This is a genomic window from Streptomyces sp. NPDC006691, from assembly GCF_042869955.1.
In the GTDB taxonomy this organism is placed as follows: Bacteria; Actinomycetota; Actinomycetes; order Streptomycetales; family Streptomycetaceae; genus Streptomyces.
In genome coordinates, this window is the sequence record NZ_JBIAGW010000007.1 from 101,499 (window position 1) to 118,260 (window position 16,762).

The window sequence follows — 16,762 nt, forward strand, 5'->3', positions numbered from 1 at the left end:
CGGCCCCGTCCGGGCGGCGGCGACACCGGGCATGCTCCACCCCCCTGTGGTGACATACGGTCAATTCTCGCACCGGGTCCGCCGATCGGCCCCGGTGGCCCCTGCGCGGCCCTGCGGAGGACGATCCTACGTTTGCACCCCGGGGGCGTATCAAGGGTCTCACGACGTCATGTGCGCCGGGGTGCGATCCCAGTCCGCCGGGAGTGCGGGAACGGGCCAGCGCGGGTCCGGCCGCCATGCCTCCCAGCCGTCCGAGAACGGCCGCCCCCACGCGGTGATCACCTCGACCGCGGCGTGCCCGGCAGCCCGCACCCGCCCCGCCTGCTCGCCGTCCATCAGGCCCACCCGCTGGGCCTGGGCGAACTCGTCCTCGTCCAGCCAGCGCCAACTGCGGTCGGGGGCAACGGAGATGTCGAGGAAGTGGTCCGTGGAGTCGATGCCGCCCGACCAGCGTGCGCGCGGCTCCTCCAGGTTCACGTACCAGTTCTTGAAACGCCAGCCCCGTTCCCAGAAAAGCCACACCGACCAGGGCTCACCGGGGCGCGCCAGCTTGAGCACCCCGCTGCCGAACCACCGCGAGCGCTCCGTGGTGCGCGGGGCGGTGTACCGGGTGGCCAGCGGTTCCTGATGGAGGGGGCGGCCGTCGGTGAGCACCGGGCGTACGCACTCGGTGCGGGGCGCCATCCACACGGCGAGCATGTCGTCGCTGTCCTCGACGACCGTCACCGGGCGACAGATGTGGACCGGCGCCCTGCCGCCGCTCCCCAGGCCGGGGGCATGATCGTGATAGCGCCAGAGGATCTGGTCCCCCGGCGCCCAGTGCGGGGTGCCGCCTCCTGTACCTGTCATGTGCAGATATTACGGAGTCGGGGCCCGGCCACGCTGCGATTCGGATCACCCGGTGTTCAGGGGCGGGTCATTCCGAGGACGTCGAGGGCCGCGTCGAGCTGCTCGACCGTCAGGTCGCCGCGCTCCACGTATCCCGATTCGAGGACCACTTCGCGGATGGTCTTCCGCTCGGCGAGGGACTTCTTGGCGACCTTGGCGGCCTCCTCGTACCCGATGTACTTGTTGAGCGGGGTGACCACCGACGGTGAGGACTCGGCGTACTCGCGGGCCCGCTCCACGTTCGCGGTGATGCCGTCGACGGTCCGGTCGGCCAGCAGCCGGGAGACGTTGGTGAGCAGCCGGACCGATTCCAGGAGGTTCTTGGCGATCACCGGCAGCATCACATTGAGCTCGAAGTTGCCCGCCGCGCCGGCCGTCGCCACCGTCGCGTCATTGCCGATCACCTGGGCCGCGACCATGAGGACGGCCTCCGGAATGACCGGATTGACCTTTCCGGGCATGATCGACGAGCCCGGCTGGAGGTCGGGAAGACTGATCTCGGCCAATCCTGTGCGCGGGCCCGAGGCCATCCAGCGCAGGTCGTTGGAGATCTTGGTGAGCGATACCGCGATGGTGCGCAGCTGCCCGCTCGTCTCGACCAGGCCGTCCCGGGCGCCCTGCGCCTCGAAGTGGTCCCGGGCCTCGGTGAGGGGCAGTCCGGTGACCCGGGCGACCTCGGCGATCACGGCCGCCGAGAAGCCGTGCGGGGTGTTGATGCCGGTGCCGACCGCCGTGCCGCCCAACGGGAGTTCGGCCAGGCGGGGCAGCGAGGAGCGCAGCCGCTCGACGCCGTAGCGGACCTGCGCCGCGTACCCGCCGAACTCCTGGCCGAGGGTGACCGGGGTCGCGTCCATCAGGTGCGTACGTCCCGACTTGACCACGTCCGCGAACGCGGCCGACTTGCGCTCAAGGGCCGTCGCCAGATGGTCCAGGGCCGGGATCAGATCGCCCGTGACGGCGGCCGTCGCGGCGATGTGGATGGAGGAGGGGAAGACGTCGTTGGACGACTGCGAGGCGTTCACATGGTCGTTGGGGTGGACGTCGCGGCCCAGCTTCTCGGTGGCGAGCGTCGCCACGACCTCGTTCATGTTCATGTTGGACGAGGTGCCGGAACCGGTCTGGAAGACATCGACCGGAAAGTGCTCGTCCCAGCGGCCGTCGGCGACCTCGCCGGCCGCCTCCTGGACCGCGGCGGCGATGTCCTTGTCGAGCACTCCGAGCTCGGCGTTCACCTTGGCGGCGGCCGCCTTGACGCGAGCCAGCGCCTCGATGTGGGCGCGCTCCAGGCGCTGTCCGGAGACGGGGAAGTTCTCCACCGCCCGCTGTGTCTGCGCCCGCCACTTGGCGTGCGCGGGCACCCGTACCTCGCCCATCGAGTCGTGCTCGGTCCGGTACTCGCTGTCGTTCATGGCGAACCTCCTGAAAAAGATGAGCAGTTGTCTTGTTCTACCTATTCCCAACACGCCTTACCGGCCAGTAAATACCGGTGGGCTGCATTTTCCCGGGGGACGGCCCTCGTCCCTCCGGGAACCACCAGGGAGGCGTAATGAGGCGCACCAGACACAGACTTCGCTGTACGTTCGCGGCGGCCGTGGCCGCCGCGGCGGCGTTCGGGGGCATGGCGGCCGGCGCGACCGGTGCCCAGGCCGCGTCCGCACCGTCCGTCCAGTCCACCCCGCTCTCGCCCGAACTGGAGAAGATCCGGGCGGCGGAGGCCACCCAGCTCTACGGCGACCCGGCCGAGCGGCCCATGGCGGACCGCAGGACCGGCCTGATCTCGCTGGGCGACAGCGAGATCTCCGGCGAGGGCGTCGGCACCTACGAGGCCGGCACCAACGGCCCCGACAACTGGTGCCACCGCTCGCCCGACTCCGCGATCCACCGCACCGGCATCCCGGCCGACGAGACGTACAACGTCGCCTGCTCGGGCGCCTACACCGGAAACATCAGGATCGGCGGAACCAAGCAGTACGCCGACGAACTGGTGCAGAGCGACAGCCTCGCCATCAAGGCGCGCAACACCCGCATCAAGATGGTCCTCCTGGTCGCGGGGGCCAACGACGACCTCCAGTTCGGCCCGGTCATGACCGACTGCGTCGAGCGCTACCTGCTGCTCCAGGGCCCGTGCCAGTCCAAGTACGAGCCCGGCTGGCAGGCCCGCGTCGACGCGCTCGTGCCCAAGGTCGAGCAGACCGTGACCGACCTCAAGTCCGTGATGCGCGACGCCGGTTACGCCGACGGCTCGTACAAGCTCGTCGTGATGGGCTACCCGAGCCCGATCGGCCCCGACTTCCACGACAACCCCGGCTTCCCCGGCAAGCTCGCCTGCGGCGGCCTCGGCTACGACTCCGACACCGTGTGGGGCCGCAACACCGCGGTGCCCGCCTTCGAGGTCGGCATGCGCAAGGTGGCCGAGGACACCGGGGTGACCTACCTCGACAACTCCCGGCTCTTCAACGGCCACGAGGTGTGCATGGAGGACACCTGGGCCCGCGGCCTCTACATCGACCTCTCCAAGCCCGGACTGCCCGACGAGAACTCGGTCCGCCAGTCCTTCCACCCCAACTACCGGGGCCACGGCGCCTTCGCCTCCTGCCTCACCCAGCTCTACAACTCCGGTGTCCAGGAAGGCAGTTGCGCGGACCCGGCCTCGACCGGCACGCCCACGCTCTACCCGCTCGCCTGGGACGACGCCTACCGGCCCCTGAAGAACGAGGCGACCGGCAACTGCCTCGACGTCACCGCCTCCGCCAGCGCCAACGGCACGGCCGTCATCGGCTGGGACTGCCACGGCGGGCGCAATCAGGGCTGGTGGTACGACAGCGACCGCAGGTCGGTGCACACCCAGCTCACCCAGGACCGCTGCCTGGACGTGCCGGGCGCGAACTACACCGCAGGCGCCAAGCTGATCATCTGGAACTGCTCGGGCGCCGCCAACCAGGAGTGGGTGCGCCAGTCCGGCGGCCTGCGCCCGGCGGCCGCGACCGGTCTGTGCGCCACGCTCGGCGCCGCCAAGGACCCGCTCACCCTGCGGCCCTGCGACGGCACGGCGAGCCAGCGCTTCGCCTGACCCGTCCGGCATCCGGCCCCGTCACGGACAGCCGTCCGCGGCGGGGCCGAGGTGCGCCACCTCGATGGCGGACGGGGAGAGCGCCGACGAGACCCGTACCCGGGCCCCGGAGTCGAGCGGCGTGCGCGCCCGCGCCGCGTACTTGAGCGGGCGGCCGTGCACACAGAAGACCACTTCGCCGTAGCCGCCCCGGGGGATCGGGGTGACCACCCGCCCGGCCGCGCCGACCATCGCGGCGGCCGTCGGCGAGGACCTCGCGCGGCGCCGGAGCAAGGTCCGGTCGAGACCCGCCAGTAAGCCGCCGGGTCCGGTGAACCACCCCAACTGCGCCACCCCTCCCGGTGGTTGAACCTCCCCGGCCGATGCGGCGGCCGGGAAGATTGTGGACACATGCCAGGATAGGTGGCCAATTCGGCGGTCCCTTAGGGCCTTTGGACCCTATTCGGGTCCCGTGCTCCCTCGCGGCGGATTAGGCCTGTCCCGCGCCCCGCACGGGGATGTTCAGGAACGTGGGCGGCTCGGCGGGAGCCTGGAAGAAGTCGTTGCCCTTGTCGTCGACGACGACGAAGGCCGGGAAGTCCTCGACCTCGATCTTCCACACCGCCTCCATGCCGAGCTCCTCGTACTCGACGACCTCGACCTTCTTGATGCAGTCCTGGGCGAGCCGGGCGGCCGGGCCGCCGATCGAGCCGAGGTAGAACCCGCCGTGGGCGTCACAGGCGTCGGTGACCTGCTTGCTGCGGTTGCCCTTGGCCAGCATCACCTTGGAGCCGCCCGCCGCCTGGAACTGCTCGACGTAGGAGTCCATCCGGCCGGCCGTGGTCGGGCCGAACGAGCCGGACGCGTAACCCTCGGGCGTCTTGGCCGGGCCCGCGTAGTAGACCGGGTGGTCCTTCAGGTACTGCGGCATCTCCTCGCCCGCGTCGAGCCGCTCCTTGATCTTGGCGTGCGCGATGTCACGGGCCACGACCAGCGGGCCGGTCAGCGAGAGGCGGGTCTTGACCGGGTACTTGGTGAGCTCGGCCAGGATCGCGTCCATCGGCTGGTTGAGGTCGATGCGTACGACGTCGTCCGCATCCGCCGAAAGGTGCTCGTCCGTGGTCTCCGGCAGGAAGCGCGCCGGGTCGGTCTCCAGCTGCTCCAGGAAGACGCCCTCGGCGGTGATCTTCGCGACGGCCTGGCGGTCGGCCGAGCAGGACACGGCGATCGCGACGGGCAGCGAGGCGCCGTGCCGGGGCAGACGCACCACGCGCACGTCGTGGCAGAAGTACTTGCCGCCGAACTGCGCGCCGATGCCGATCTTCTGCGTCAGCTCGAAGACCTTCTTCTCCAGCTCCTCGTCCCGGAAGCCGTGGCCCAACTCCGATCCCTCGGAGGGGAGTTCGTCGAGGTAGTGCGCGGAGGCGTACTTCGCGGTCTTGAGCGCGAACTCGGCGCTGGTGCCACCCACCACGATCGCCAGGTGGTACGGCGGGCACGCCGCGGTGCCGAGCGAGCGGATCTTCTCCTCCAGGAACTTCATCATGGAGGACTCGTTGAGGACGGCCTTCGTCTCCTGGTAGAGGAACGACTTGTTGGCCGAGCCGCCGCCCTTGGCCATGAAGAGGAACTTGTAGGCGCCGCCGTCGGTCGCGTACAGCTCGATCTGCGCGGGCAGGTTCGAGCCGGTGTTCTTCTCGTCCCACATGGTGAGGGGGGCCATCTGCGAGTAGCGCAGGTTCAGCCGCGTGTACGCGTCGTAGATGCCGCGCGAGAGGGCCTCCTCGTCGCCGCCCTCGGTCAGCACGTTCTGGCCGCGCTTGCCCATCACGATCGCGGTGCCGGTGTCCTGGCACATCGGCAGCACGCCGGCCGCCGCGATGTTCGCGTTCTTCAGGAGGTCGAGCGCGACGAACTTGTCGTTGCCCGAGGCCTCCGGGTCGTCGACGATCTTGCGCAGCTGCGCCAGGTGGGCCGGGCGGAGGTAGTGCTGGATGTCGTGGATCGCCTCGGCGGCCAGCTGCCGCAGCGCCTCCGGCTCGACCTTGAGGAACGTACGCCCGTCGGCTTCGAAGGTGGTGACACCCTCGGCGGTCACCAGGCGGTAGGGCGTGGTGTCCTCTCCCAGGGGGAGAAGGTCGGAGTACTGAAACTCTGGCATTGCGGCCATTCCTCACTCGGCAGACAGCTGCTGTACCTCCATTGGCACGGCATCCACCAGCGTATGCCGCCGCTTCGGCACCGCTCCTGTGAGGTAAGGCTCAGTTGCCGGGGCGCGGCCTGCGGCGGGATCGGTCCCCCGGGGCGGGCGAGTCCGGCCGGTGGGCCCGGGGCCGGATCACGGGGTGGGCCGAGCCCGGCGGCTCCCGTGACTAGTCGCGATCTATCGCGTTTGGGTACGCTGCTCCCGTGGACCTCGAAAAGCACGCCAAGGCGGATCCCGCGGCCCCCGCGAAGGCCGACCTCACCCAGCATGCCGAGCCCCCGGCGCTGCGGGCCTCCGACGCCGACCGGGACCGGATCGCCGACATCCTGCGCGACGCCCTGGCCGAGGGCCGGCTCGATGCCACCGAGCACTCCGAGCGCATCGACGCGGTCTACCGGGCCAAGACCGTCGGTGAACTGGAGCCCCTGGTCCAGGACTTGCCCGCGAGCGGCGCCCGCTCCCGCCCGGTGGCCGCGCCCCGGCCGTACGAGGTGGAGGAGACCGGGGCGCCGGCCGACGCCGAGAACATGATCGCGATCTTCTCCGCCTCCACCCGCAAGGGCCGCTGGCGGGTGGGGCGGCGCACCAACGCCTTCTCGCTGTTCGGCAGCGTGGAGATCGACCTCACCGAGGCGCTGTTCGAGCAGCGGCTGACCGTCATCAACGCGACCGCGATTTTCGGCAATGTGGAGGTCCGGGTCCCGGAGAACCTGAGCCTGCGCGGCAGTGGCACCGGAATCTTCGGCAACTTCGAGGTCGACACCCTCGAAGCCGATGATCCGGAGGCTCCGGTGGTCGTCGTCAATGGATACTCCGTCTTCGGCAACATCGAAGCCAAGCCGAAGCGGGGCAAGCTCATCGCGGATCTGCACCAGAGGCTGCGCAAGCGGCTCGATTCCTGAGGTCCGGAACCGGGCGCGACGACGCCGGGTTCAGGCCACCGGGCGGCCGAGCACGCTTCCGCACTACGGAACTCAGTGCATAGGCGTGCGCACAGCGGGTAGGGACTGTCGCATCGTCGCTCGCTCGCGAAGCCGTCGTCAGGAGTAGACCGTGCTGCATCCGCCGCATCATTCCTTGCAGGTCGCCGCCGTTCCGCCGCAGCGTGGTCCAGCTCGGGAGGACCAGGCGGGTCCGTGGCACGCGGAAGCGGTCTGCCGCCGGGACGAGGCGGGTCTCTTCTTCGCCCCGTCCAAGGAACCGACGGCCGCCCGGCTCTCCCGCGAGGAGGCCGCCAAGCGTGTGTGCGCCCGCTGTCCGGTGATGGTGGAGTGCCGCGAGCACGCCCTGCTGATGCCCGAGCCCTACGGGGTGTGGGGCGGTCTGACCGCCGCCGAGCGCCGTGTGGTGATCGCCCGCCGCCGGCGGCGCGAGGTCGAGCTGAAGAAAGCGGCGTCTGCCGCGTAGCCCTGCGTACGTGAAGGGGTGCCCCCGCCGCACAACGGGGACGCCCCTTCACATACGTACGGCAGCAGTGCTGAACTGCCTTGGTTCCAGGGGTACTTGCGGGGTTACTTGGCCCGGTCGAAGTCGATCGCGCTGTAGGCGCGCAGCTTGGACAGGCGGTGCGTGGAGTCGATCTGGCGGATGGTGCCCGACTTCGAGCGCATCACGAGCGACTGGGTGGTCGCGGTCTCCGCGCGGTAGCGCACCCCGCGAAGGAGCTCGCCGTCGGTGATGCCGGTGGCGACGAAGAACACGTTGTCGCCGCTGACCAGGTCGTTCGTGGAGAGCGTACGGTCCAGGTCGTGCCCGGCGTCGATCGCACGCTGACGCTCGGCCTCGTCCTTGGGCCACAGCTTGCCCTGGATCACCCCGCCCAGGCACTTGATCGCGCAGGCCGAGATGATGCCCTCCGGGGTGCCGCCGATGCCCATGAGCAGGTCGACGCCGGTGCCCTCGCGCACGGCCATGATCGAACCGGCGACGTCGCCGTCCGAGATGAACTTGATGCGCGCGCCGGTCTCCCGGATCTCCTTGACGATGCCCTCGTGACGCGGGCGGTCGAGGATGACCACGGTGACGTCCTCGGGCGAGGAGTGCTTGGCCTTGGCGACGCGGCGGATGTTCACCGACACCGGGGCGTTGATGTCCACGAAGTCGGCGGCCTCGGGGCCGGTCACCAGCTTGTCCATGTAGAACACGGCGGACGGGTCGAACATGGTGCCGCGGTCGGCGGCGGCGAGCACGGCGATCGCGTTCGGCATGCCCTTGGCGTTCAGGGTGGTGCCGTCGATCGGGTCGACGGCGATGTCGACCTCCGGCCCGGTGCCGTCGCCGATGCGCTCCCCGTTGTAGAGCATGGGGGCTTCGTCCTTCTCGCCCTCGCCGATGACGACGACGCCGTTCATCGAGACGGTGGAGACGAGGGTCCGCATGGCGTTGACCGCGGCGCCGTCCGCGCCGATCTTGTCCCCGCGGCCGACCCAGCGGCCGGCGGCCATGGCGGCGGCCTCGGTGACCCGGACGAGCTCAAGGGCCAGGTTGCGGTCGGGAGCCTCGGGGGAGACCGTGAGTTCGGACGGCAGATGATGCTCGGTCATCGGAGCGCACCTTTCTGTACGGCGACGGCCGCAGGATAAGAGGGTGCTAGGACTCTATCCGTACGTCGACAAATTGAGCAGAGGGGTCCACGTATGAGCGGCGACATGACCTGAGAACATGGGGTCGTGGCAGGAACGCGCAGCAGTAAGCAGACAGTCCGGAACATGCTGCAGTCGTTGGCGGTGATCGGCATCGCGGCGGCTGTGATCTATGTGTTCATCCCGCACGACGACTCGGCCGCGCCGCCGCTCAAGGCGGTCAACTACAAGGTCGAGCTCTCGACCGTGCGCCGGGCCGCCCCCTACCCGGTGGCGGCTCCCGTCGGCCTGCCGAACCAGGACAAGTGGAAGGCGACGTCGGTCTCCTACGACGGCGCCAAGAACAACGCCTGGCACCTGGGCTTCCTCGACCCGCAGAACCAGTACATCGCCGTCGAGCAGTCGACCGCGCCGCTGGACAAGTTCGTCGCCGAGGTCAGCCGGAGCGCGACGAGGACCGAGAAGTCGCAGCAGATCGCCGGCGCGACCTGGACGTACTGGGACGGCCCCAAGTACGACGCCCTCGTCCGCCAGGACCAGGGCCACACCACGGTGGTCACGGGCACGGCGCCGTACGAGCAGCTGGTGACGATGGCGGGGGCCCTGGAGTCGAAGCGGACGGCGGACTGACGTCCCTCCGCTCCCGTACGCGTACGACGAGGGCCGCCGCACCGGAAGGGTGCGGCGGCCCTCGTCGTATCGAGCGTGCGCCCGGGCGCGGCTCCGAGGCCGCTCGGGCGCCGCTCGGGCGCTGCTCGGGCGCTGTGAGCGGTGACGGCTCAGACGGTCGTGACGACGTCGTCGTACGCCAGGCGCGGGCTGCGCGGGAACCACGCGTCCTCGCCGGGCTTGCCGATGTTGACGACCATCAGCGGGGTGTGGTCGCCGTCCAGGAACTCCTTCTGCACGCCGGCGGCGTCGAACCCGGTCATCGGGCCGGCGGCCAGACCGGCGGCACGGACGCCGACGATGAAGTACGCGGCCTGGAGCGCGGAGTTGAGGAGTGCGGCGCTCTCGCGGGCCGGGCGCTCCGAGAAGAAGGCGTCCTTGGCGGCCGGGAAGTGCGGGAAGAGGGCCGGGAGCTCCTCGTGGAACTCGTTGTCGGCGGAGAGGATCGCGACCAGCGGGGCGGTGGCGGTCTTCGGGCGGTTGCCCTCGGCCATGTGCTGCACGAGGCGCTCGCGGGCCTCGGCGGAGCGGACCAGGGTGACGCGCAGCGGCGACTGGTTGAAGGCGGTCGGGCCGTACTTGACCAGGTCGTAGATCGCCTGAACCTGCTCGTCGGTCACCGGCTCGTCGGTGAACGTGTTGGCGGTGCGGGCCTCACGGAAGAGGAGGTCCTGGGCGGCGGGGTCAAGGGCGAGGGACATCTTTGAGCTACCTTCCGGGCTGCTGATCAAGCGATGTCTCCGACAGTACGGCAGGTTTAGGTTAACTTTCAACTAAAAGGGGGCTTCGTGATCAGCCTCACAGGGCTGGGGCGGGGGTATCCGCCCCGATGCTCCGCCGGTTGCCGGAAACCCGCTGTCGGCTGTCGGCTGTCCGCTGTGGGCCGCGGGGGCCGGTCGCACGGTTCCCCGCACCCCTGGGAGACCCGCTGTCGTCCGCGGGCCGTCCTTGGCCGGGCCGGTACTGGGGGATCTTCAGCCCGCCCGGCTGATCGGTGCGGGTCGGCAGGAGCGTGTTCAGCCCGTCCGGCGTTTGAGGACGAGCGCCCTTGAGGCGAGAACGGGGTCTGGGGCGGAGCCCCAGGGGGGCCCGGAAGCGACCAACCCCGGGCAACGGGCGGGACGGTGGGCACATCCCCGGGGTCTGGGGCGGAGCCCCGGGCATCCAGGCGGTCCCAGCCCCGGGCAACCCCGAGGGCCCCGCACCCGGAGGGGTCAGCCTTCCTCGGCCGGCTCCGCCAGCGCCGCGTCGAGGCGGGCCCGGGCCCCCTCAAGCCAGCGCCGGCACACCTTGGCCAGCTCCTCCCCGCGCTCCCAGAGCGCGAGGGACTCCTCCAGCGTCGTACCCCCCGCTTCGAGCCGCCGTACGACGTCGATCAGCTCGTCCCGCGCCTGCTCGTACCCCAGTGCCGCATCACCCGATGCGGCCTCGTCCGTCTTGGCCATGCGATCCACCCTATGTCCGCGGTACGACAGTGACGTGCAGCTCGCCCTCGGCGACCCGGGCGCGCAGCTCCTCCCCGGGCGCGACCGCGTCGGGGGAGCGGACCACCTCGCCGCCGGCCCGCTGAAGCACCGCGTACCCCCGCTCAAGGGTGGCCGCCGGGGAGAGCGCCACCACCCGGGCGTGGGTGTGCGAGAGCTCCGAGTCGGCCCGGTCGAGCAGATGGCCGAGGACCCGGCGCGAGCGGTGGACCAGGGCGTCCACCTCGTCGGCCCGGTCGTCCAGCATGCGGTGCGGCCGCTCCATCCAGGGCCGGGCGAGCATCCCCGCCAGACCCCGCTCCTCGCGGTCCACCAGCCCCACGACATGGCGCCGCGCCCGGTCCCGCAGCAGCCGGACCCGGTCGAGCTCCTCGCCCACGTCCGGCACGACCTTCTTCGCCGCGTCCGTCGGCGTGGACGCGCGCAGGTCCGCGACGAGGTCGAGCAGCGGCGCGTCCGGCTCGTGGCCGATCGCCGACACCACGGGCGTACGGCACCGGGCGACCGCGCGCACCAGTTCCTCGTCCGAGAACGGCAGCAGGTCCTCCACGCTGCCGCCGCCCCGGGCCACGATGATCACGTCGACGTCCGGCTGTTCGTCCAGCTCCTCGACCGCCTGGACGACCTGCGGCACCGCGTGCACCCCCTGCACCGCCACGTTGCGCACCTCGAAGCGCACGGCCGGCCAGCGCCGCCGGGCGTTCTCCAGAACGTCCCGCTCGGCCGCCGAGGCCCGCCCGACCACGAGTCCCACGAGCTGGGGCAGGAAAGGCAGTTGACGCTTGCGGTCCAGGGCGAACAGCCCCTCCGCGGCCAGTGTCCGCTTCAACTGCTCCAGTCTGGCGAGCAGTTCACCGATGCCGACCGGCTTTATCTCCACCGCGCGCAGCGAGAGCTGGCCGCGCGGCGCGTACCACTCGGGCTTCGCGTGCACCACGACGCGCGCGCCCTCGGACACGACGTCGGCCACCGCGTCGAACACCTGGCGGTAGCAGGTGACGCCCACCGAGATGTCGTGCGACGGGTCGCGCAGCGTCAGGAACACCACGCCCGCGCCGGGCCGCCGCGAGAGCTGGGTGATCTGTCCCTCCACCCAGACCGCGCCGAGGCGGTTGATCCACCCCCCGATGAGGCGCGACACCTCGCCGACGGGGAGCGGCGCGTCCGCACTCGTATTCAGAGCCATGTACGCAGGCTAGCCCGAGCCACGGACAGTCCCGCCTACGCCCGCTTACGCAGGCAGGCCCGAGCCGCCGACGTCCCCCGCACGCAGCCGGCCCGAGCCACCGACGTCCCCCGCACGCAGCCGGCCCGAGCCACCGACAGCCGCGCCTTGGCAGCCGGCCCGCGCCAACCGCCGGCTCCCCGCATGCAGACCGGCCCGCGCCACCGTCGGCTCCCCGCACGCGGCCTAGCCCGCGCCACCCGCACCACCCACCGTCCCGCCCGGCGCCGGGGGCCGCGGGCCCGAACCGTCGCGGCCGTCGCGGCGGCCCCACTGCGTCGCCAGGACCACCAGACCCACCGCGAGCCAGCCGAGGCCGACCAGCTGGGCCGTGGTCGTCGCCTCCCAGACCACCGCGACGATGACGGCCGCACCGAGCACCGGAACCACCACGTGGCTCAGCCAGTTGGGGGCGCCCTCCATGCGGCGCACCGCGTACCAGACCACCACCGAGACGTGCAGCAGGAAGAACGCGGTCAGCGCGCCCATGTCGACCACCGAGACGAGGTGGTCCATGCCGTCGTCGCGCCGGGCCGCCCACACCGCGGCGACCAGCGTCACCACCGCGGCGAGCAGGAGTGCCGCGCGCGGCACCCCCGACGTGGTCCGCGACAGGACGTGCGGAAGGCGCCGCTCACGGGCCATCGCGAAGACGAGCCGGCCCGCCGCCGCCTGCCCGGCGAGCGCCGCGAAGGCCGCCCCGATCGCCTTGCTGACCGCCACCAGGGTGTGCAGCCAGCCGCCGACCGAGCTCTCGACGGTGTCGTAGAACGCCGAGCCCTGCTTCACCGGGTCGGCCGCCAGCTGGGCGGACGACATCGGTTCGAGCAGGGCCGCCAGATAGGACTGCACGACGAACAGGATCCCGGCCAGGACCAGGCAGAACAGGACCGCGCGCGCCACCTTCGCCGAGCCGCCCGTCACCTCCTCGGCGAACGTGGCGATCGCGTCGAAGCCCAGATAGGACAGGACCGCGACCGACACCGCGCCGAGCACCGCGCCGAGGGTGAATCCGGCGTCCCCGGTCAGTGGCGAGAGCCAGCCCCGCTGGGCGCCGTCCCGGACGAGCACGACCACCGCGGACACGACGAAGACCAGCAGCACCACGATCTCCATCGCGAGCACCGCGAAGCCCACCCGGGCCGCGGCCCGCACGCCCCACAGGTTCAGGAAGGTGGTGATCACCACGGCGATCGCCGTCCACACCCAGCGCGAGACCGAGGGGACGAGGGAGTTCATCGCGATGCCGGAGAAGAGGTAGGCGACCGCCGGGATGAGCAGGTAGTCGAGCATCGCCATCCACCCGGCGATGAACCCCGGCCCCTCGCCGAGCGCCTTGCGCGCGTACGCGAACACCGATCCGGCCAGCGGGACGACCCGGACCATCTGCGCGTAACTGAACGCGGTGAACCCCATGGCGACCGTGGCCACCAGGTAGACCAGCGCGACGGCGCCGTGCGACTTGGCGTCCAGGGTGCCGAAGATGCCGACCGGGGCCATGGGCGCGATGAAGAGCAGCCCGTAGACGACCAGGTCCCGGAATCCGAGACTCCGCCGCAGTTCCCCGGCCTCCTCGGCCACCTCGCCCGGCCCCGCCCCCTCGGGGTCGCGGGGCCTGCCGGAATCCTCGTGCTCCTCGCGTACGCCGCTCATGCGCCCAGTCTCACCGGCTCCGCGATCTTTGGCCCGCCGGGGGCGCCGCTCGGGCGTGCGGGGGTGCGTGCGGGGGCGCCGCTCGGGCGTGCGGGGGTGGGTGCGGGGGCGCCGCTCGGGCGTGCGGGTGGGTGCGGGGGCAGGCACACGGGGTTGCGCACGCCCTCCGGGTGCGCGGCGGGCGCATCGGATCCCCAGGTCGGCGGGCCCGGCCGGGCTGTCGGCGTCAGCCCCTACCATGGACGGCATGACTGCTACTGCTGCCCGCCGGGTCCTGCTCGCCGCTCCCCGTGGCTACTGCGCGGGCGTGGACCGTGCCGTGATCGCCGTGGAGAAGGCCCTGGAGCAGTACGGGGCGCCCATCTACGTCCGGCACGAGATCGTCCACAACAAGTACGTCGTGCAGACCCTGGAGAAGAAGGGCGCGATCTTCGTCGAGCAGACGGCGGAGGTGCCCGAGGGCTCCATCGTGATGTTCTCCGCGCACGGCGTGGCCCCGACCGTCCACGCCGAGGCCGCCGAGCGCAAGCTCGCCACCATCGACGCCACGTGCCCGCTGGTCACCAAGGTCCACAAGGAGGCCGTGCGGTACGCGAAGGAGGACTACGACATCCTCCTGATCGGCCACGAGGGCCACGAGGAGGTCATCGGCACCTCCGGCGAGGCCCCCGAGCACATCACCCTGGTCGACGGGCCGGACGACGTGGCCAACGTCGAGGTGCGCGACGAGTCGAAGGTCGTCTGGCTCTCCCAGACCACGCTCTCCGTCGACGAGACGATGGAGACGGTCGGCGCCCTCAAGAACAAGTTCCCCAACCTGCTCTCGCCGCCCAGCGACGACATCTGCTACGCCACGCAGAACCGCCAGGTGGCGGTGAAGAAGCTCGCCGAGGACGCCCAGCTGGTCATCGTCGTCGGCTCCAAGAACTCCTCGAACTCGATCCGCATGGTCGAGGTCGCCCTCGACGCGGGCGCCCCCGCCGCCCACCTGGTGGACTTCGCCGACGAGATCGACGAGGCCTGGCTGGAGGGCGTCACCACGGTCGGCCTGACCTCCGGCGCCTCCGTGCCGGACGTTCTGGTCGACGGCGTCCTGGAATGGCTGGCCCAGCGCGGCTACGGCGACGTCGAGACAGTCAAGACGGCGGACGAGTCGATCACCTTCTCGCTGCCCAAAGAACTCCGCCGCGACCTGCGCGCCGAGGCCGCCGAGCTGTCGGGCGAGTAGCACCGTCCAGCACGTCGCACCGGGCGTCCGCCCGTAACGTGGATCTCATGAACGCCATGGAGAACGTGTTCGGAGTGGACGTCGGCGGAACCGGCATCAAAGGTGCCCCCGTCGACCTCGATCGGGGCGACCTGGCGCAGGAGCGCCACAAGGTGCTGACCCCGCAGCCCGCCACCCCCGAGGCGGTGGCGGACCGCGTCGCGGAGGTCGTCGGCCACTTCGGCTGGTCGGGGCCGGTCGGCATCACCTTCCCCGGAGTGGTCACCGCGAACACCGTCCGCACGGCGGCCAACGTCGCCAAGGACTGGGTGGGCGTGGACGCGGCCCGTCTGCTCGGCGACCGTCTGGGGGACGGCATGCCGGTGACCGTCCTGAACGACGCGGACGCGGCGGGCGTCGCCGAGATGCGCTTCGGCGCGGGCAAGGACCGCAAGGGCACGGTGATCCTGCTGACCTTCGGTACGGGCATCGGCAGCGCGGTCTTCATCGACGGCAACCTCGTCCCCAACACCGAGCTCGGCCATCTGGAGCTGCACGGCCACGACGCGGAGAAGCACGCCTCGACCAAGGTCAAGGAGGACGAGGACCTGAGCTGGCCGCACTGGGCACGCCGGGTCCAGAAGTACCTCGCCCATGTGGAGATGCTGTTCTCGCCCGAGCTGTTCATCATCGGCGGCGGAGTCAGCCGCAAGGCCGACAAGTTCCTGCCCCTGATCGAAGGCATCGAGGCGGAGATCGTCCCGGCCCAGCTGCAGAACAACGCGGGGATCGTGGGTGCGGCGATGGTGGCGGCCGGACGGTAGGCCCGGCGGGACGGTAGGCCCGGCCGGGCTGGGTTTCCATCGGGCGGCCCGGGTGACCCGGGTGAACCCGGGCGACTTGGTTGGCCCGGGTGGTCCAGTTGCCCGGATGGCCCGGCCCGGCGGGCGGTGGCTCGGCCTGGCGCCGGGCGCCCCGCCCGCCCTGCGGGGTACCGCTGGCCTCTTCGCCCGCCCTGCGGGCCCTCCGGAGGACCGGCGGCCACCGGGGTCAGCGCTGGGGTCAGCGCTGGGGGTCAGCGCCGGGCGCCGGCCTTGCCCGGACCGCCTGCTTTGACACCCGGACCGCCTGCTTTGGCACCTGGGCCGCCGGCCTTGGCGGCACCGCCCGCCTTGGCACCCGGACCCCCGGCCTTGCCGGCGCTCCCGGCCTTGACCGAGCCGCGCCGGCGCCCCATGAGCCGCACCTTCCGTACGGTGGCGATCACACCGGCGACCAGCGTTCCCGCGTACAGCCAGCCCGCGTGCAGGGCGAGCGCGGTGACCACGGCCATCGCTTGGCCGCCGAAGCCGCCGGTGCCGCCCGCGACCGGGACGATCCCCACCGCGAAGGCGATGGGTACGCAGATCGGGGCGGTCACCAGGTCGGCGGGCCGCACCCAGAGCGCGGTCACCGCGCAGACGGGCAGGAACAGCACCCCGTACACCGTCGGTGAACCGTCGAAGAGCAGCCAGTCCAGGGTGCCGAGCGCGAACATCAGGGCCGCGGCGAAGAGCCCGCCACCGAGCCCGGTGAGCCGGGGGGACGGCAGTCTGCGCAGCGCGAGGACGATGGGCGGCACCCGCCGGGTGCGGCCGGCCGCCCGGTAGACGGCGGCGCTCTCCCCGGTCACCGGCGCGCCCGCGGGCACGCCGAGTGGCGCCCGGGAGGGCCCCGGCGCCGAGGTCCGTGCTCGCTGTCCGTTCTGCGGGGTGCGCGTCCTAGATTGCTCCACCGCACCAACGTAGGTCGCCACAGGG

The 16,762-nt window shown here is 71.4% G+C and carries 16 protein-coding genes; 6 read left to right on the forward strand and 10 right to left on the reverse strand.

The genetic code is table 11. The annotated features are described in order from the left end of the window. Positions 1–159: 159 nt before the first annotated feature. Entirely contained in the window at positions 160–849 is a 690-nt protein-coding gene (locus ACFYNP_RS17935; RefSeq protein WP_388786358.1) for a DUF402 domain-containing protein, read from the reverse strand. Positions 850–905: 56 nt separating this feature from the next. Further along, positions 906–2,297 (reverse strand): class II fumarate hydratase, encoded by a 1,392-nt coding sequence (locus tag ACFYNP_RS17940; RefSeq protein WP_388786360.1) that lies wholly within the window; start codon positions 2,295–2,297, stop codon positions 906–908. A 137-nt stretch (positions 2,298–2,434) separates the two neighbouring features. Here ACFYNP_RS17940 and ACFYNP_RS17945 point away from each other — a divergent pair, with 137 nt between their 5' ends. After that, positions 2,435–3,958: a ricin-type beta-trefoil lectin domain protein gene (locus tag ACFYNP_RS17945; protein WP_388406246.1), complete on the forward strand. Its 1,524-nt coding sequence runs from the start codon at positions 2,435–2,437 to the stop codon at positions 3,956–3,958. A gap of 21 nt (positions 3,959–3,979) precedes the next feature. On the opposite strand, the gene ACFYNP_RS17950 is transcribed toward ACFYNP_RS17945, so the two are convergent. Continuing rightward, on the reverse strand, positions 3,980–4,348 hold the full coding sequence (locus ACFYNP_RS17950) for a hypothetical protein (RefSeq protein ID WP_388406249.1): 369 nt from the start codon (positions 4,346–4,348) through the stop codon (positions 3,980–3,982). 79 nt (positions 4,349–4,427) lie between these two features. After that, positions 4,428–6,098 carry a fumarate hydratase gene (locus ACFYNP_RS17955; RefSeq protein ID WP_388786361.1) on the reverse strand — a complete coding sequence of 557 codons (1,671 nt, stop codon included), beginning with the start codon at positions 6,096–6,098 and terminating at the stop codon, positions 4,428–4,430. A gap of 248 nt (positions 6,099–6,346) precedes the next feature. Here ACFYNP_RS17955 and ACFYNP_RS17960 point away from each other — a divergent pair, with 248 nt between their 5' ends. Together ACFYNP_RS17960 and ACFYNP_RS17965 are read left to right on the forward strand one after the other, a co-directional pair. Further along, on the forward strand, positions 6,347–7,045 hold the full coding sequence (locus ACFYNP_RS17960) for a DUF1707 domain-containing protein (RefSeq protein ID WP_388786362.1): 699 nt from the start codon (positions 6,347–6,349) through the stop codon (positions 7,043–7,045). Positions 7,046–7,196: 151 nt separating this feature from the next. Next, positions 7,197–7,550, forward strand: a complete 354-nt coding sequence (locus tag ACFYNP_RS17965) for a WhiB family transcriptional regulator (protein WP_053726269.1) — start codon at positions 7,197–7,199, stop codon at positions 7,548–7,550. 104 nt (positions 7,551–7,654) lie between these two features. On the opposite strand, the gene glpX is transcribed toward ACFYNP_RS17965, so the two are convergent. Beyond that, positions 7,655–8,686: a class II fructose-bisphosphatase gene (glpX, locus tag ACFYNP_RS17970; RefSeq protein ID WP_100574873.1), complete on the reverse strand. Its 1,032-nt coding sequence runs from the start codon at positions 8,684–8,686 to the stop codon at positions 7,655–7,657. A 126-nt stretch (positions 8,687–8,812) separates the two neighbouring features. On the opposite strand from glpX, the gene ACFYNP_RS17975 reads away from it, so the two are divergent. After that, the gene (locus ACFYNP_RS17975; protein ID WP_388786364.1) at positions 8,813–9,355 is read left to right on the forward strand and encodes a DUF4245 domain-containing protein; all 543 of its coding nucleotides are present in this window, start codon (positions 8,813–8,815) and stop codon (positions 9,353–9,355) included. Between the two features lie 149 nt (positions 9,356–9,504). Here the strand turns inward: ACFYNP_RS17975 and ACFYNP_RS17980 are convergent, their stop codons facing one another. From ACFYNP_RS17980 to ACFYNP_RS17995, 4 genes are all read right to left on the reverse strand, one after another. Beyond that, the gene (locus tag ACFYNP_RS17980) at positions 9,505–10,095 is read right to left on the reverse strand and encodes a malonic semialdehyde reductase (protein ID WP_388786365.1); all 591 of its coding nucleotides are present in this window, start codon (positions 10,093–10,095) and stop codon (positions 9,505–9,507) included. A 513-nt stretch (positions 10,096–10,608) separates the two neighbouring features. Continuing rightward, on the reverse strand, positions 10,609–10,839 hold the full coding sequence (locus tag ACFYNP_RS17985; RefSeq protein ID WP_053726341.1) for an exodeoxyribonuclease VII small subunit: 231 nt from the start codon (positions 10,837–10,839) through the stop codon (positions 10,609–10,611). A gap of 10 nt (positions 10,840–10,849) precedes the next feature. Further along, positions 10,850–12,064: an exodeoxyribonuclease VII large subunit gene (gene xseA, locus ACFYNP_RS17990; protein ID WP_388406265.1), complete on the reverse strand. Its 1,215-nt coding sequence runs from the start codon at positions 12,062–12,064 to the stop codon at positions 10,850–10,852. Positions 12,065–12,289: 225 nt separating this feature from the next. Next, positions 12,290–13,756 (reverse strand): APC family permease, encoded by a 1,467-nt coding sequence (locus ACFYNP_RS17995; RefSeq protein ID WP_388786367.1) that lies wholly within the window; start codon positions 13,754–13,756, stop codon positions 12,290–12,292. Positions 13,757–13,994: 238 nt separating this feature from the next. Between ACFYNP_RS17995 and ACFYNP_RS18000 the strand changes: the two genes are divergently transcribed. After that, positions 13,995–14,984 carry a 4-hydroxy-3-methylbut-2-enyl diphosphate reductase gene (locus tag ACFYNP_RS18000; RefSeq protein ID WP_388786368.1) on the forward strand — a complete coding sequence of 330 codons (990 nt, stop codon included), beginning with the start codon at positions 13,995–13,997 and terminating at the stop codon, positions 14,982–14,984. 47 nt (positions 14,985–15,031) lie between these two features. After that, positions 15,032–15,787 (forward strand): polyphosphate--glucose phosphotransferase, encoded by a 756-nt coding sequence (gene ppgK / locus ACFYNP_RS18005; RefSeq protein ID WP_388406273.1) that lies wholly within the window; start codon positions 15,032–15,034, stop codon positions 15,785–15,787. Positions 15,788–16,038: 251 nt separating this feature from the next. Here ppgK and ACFYNP_RS18010 read toward each other — a convergent pair whose 3' ends face one another. Continuing rightward, on the reverse strand, positions 16,039–16,635 hold the full coding sequence (locus ACFYNP_RS18010) for a DUF6542 domain-containing protein (RefSeq protein WP_388786624.1): 597 nt from the start codon (positions 16,633–16,635) through the stop codon (positions 16,039–16,041). Between the last annotated feature and the right edge of the window lie 127 nt (positions 16,636–16,762).

Excerpts from the sequence above, each read along its gene's own strand:
- ACFYNP_RS17935 (WP_388786358.1), bottom strand. The coding sequence starts at position 849 with ATGACAGGTACAGGAGGCGGCACCCCGCACTGGGCGCCGGGGGACCAG.
- ACFYNP_RS17940 (WP_388786360.1), bottom strand. The coding sequence starts at position 2,297 with ATGAACGACAGCGAGTACCGGACCGAGCACGACTCGATGGGCGAGGTA.
- ACFYNP_RS17945 (WP_388406246.1), top strand. The coding sequence starts at position 2,435 with ATGAGGCGCACCAGACACAGACTTCGCTGTACGTTCGCGGCGGCCGTG.
- ACFYNP_RS17955 (WP_388786361.1), bottom strand. The coding sequence starts at position 6,098 with ATGCCAGAGTTTCAGTACTCCGACCTTCTCCCCCTGGGAGAGGACACC.
- glpX (WP_100574873.1), bottom strand. The coding sequence starts at position 8,686 with ATGACCGAGCATCATCTGCCGTCCGAACTCACGGTCTCCCCCGAGGCT.
- ACFYNP_RS17980 (WP_388786365.1), bottom strand. The coding sequence starts at position 10,095 with ATGTCCCTCGCCCTTGACCCCGCCGCCCAGGACCTCCTCTTCCGTGAG.
- ACFYNP_RS17985 (WP_053726341.1), bottom strand. The coding sequence starts at position 10,839 with ATGGCCAAGACGGACGAGGCCGCATCGGGTGATGCGGCACTGGGGTAC.
- xseA (WP_388406265.1), bottom strand. The coding sequence starts at position 12,064 with ATGGCTCTGAATACGAGTGCGGACGCGCCGCTCCCCGTCGGCGAGGTG.
- ACFYNP_RS17995 (WP_388786367.1), bottom strand. The coding sequence starts at position 13,756 with ATGAGCGGCGTACGCGAGGAGCACGAGGATTCCGGCAGGCCCCGCGAC.
- ACFYNP_RS18000 (WP_388786368.1), top strand. The coding sequence starts at position 13,995 with ATGGACGGCATGACTGCTACTGCTGCCCGCCGGGTCCTGCTCGCCGCT.
- ppgK (WP_388406273.1), top strand. The coding sequence starts at position 15,032 with ATGAACGCCATGGAGAACGTGTTCGGAGTGGACGTCGGCGGAACCGGC.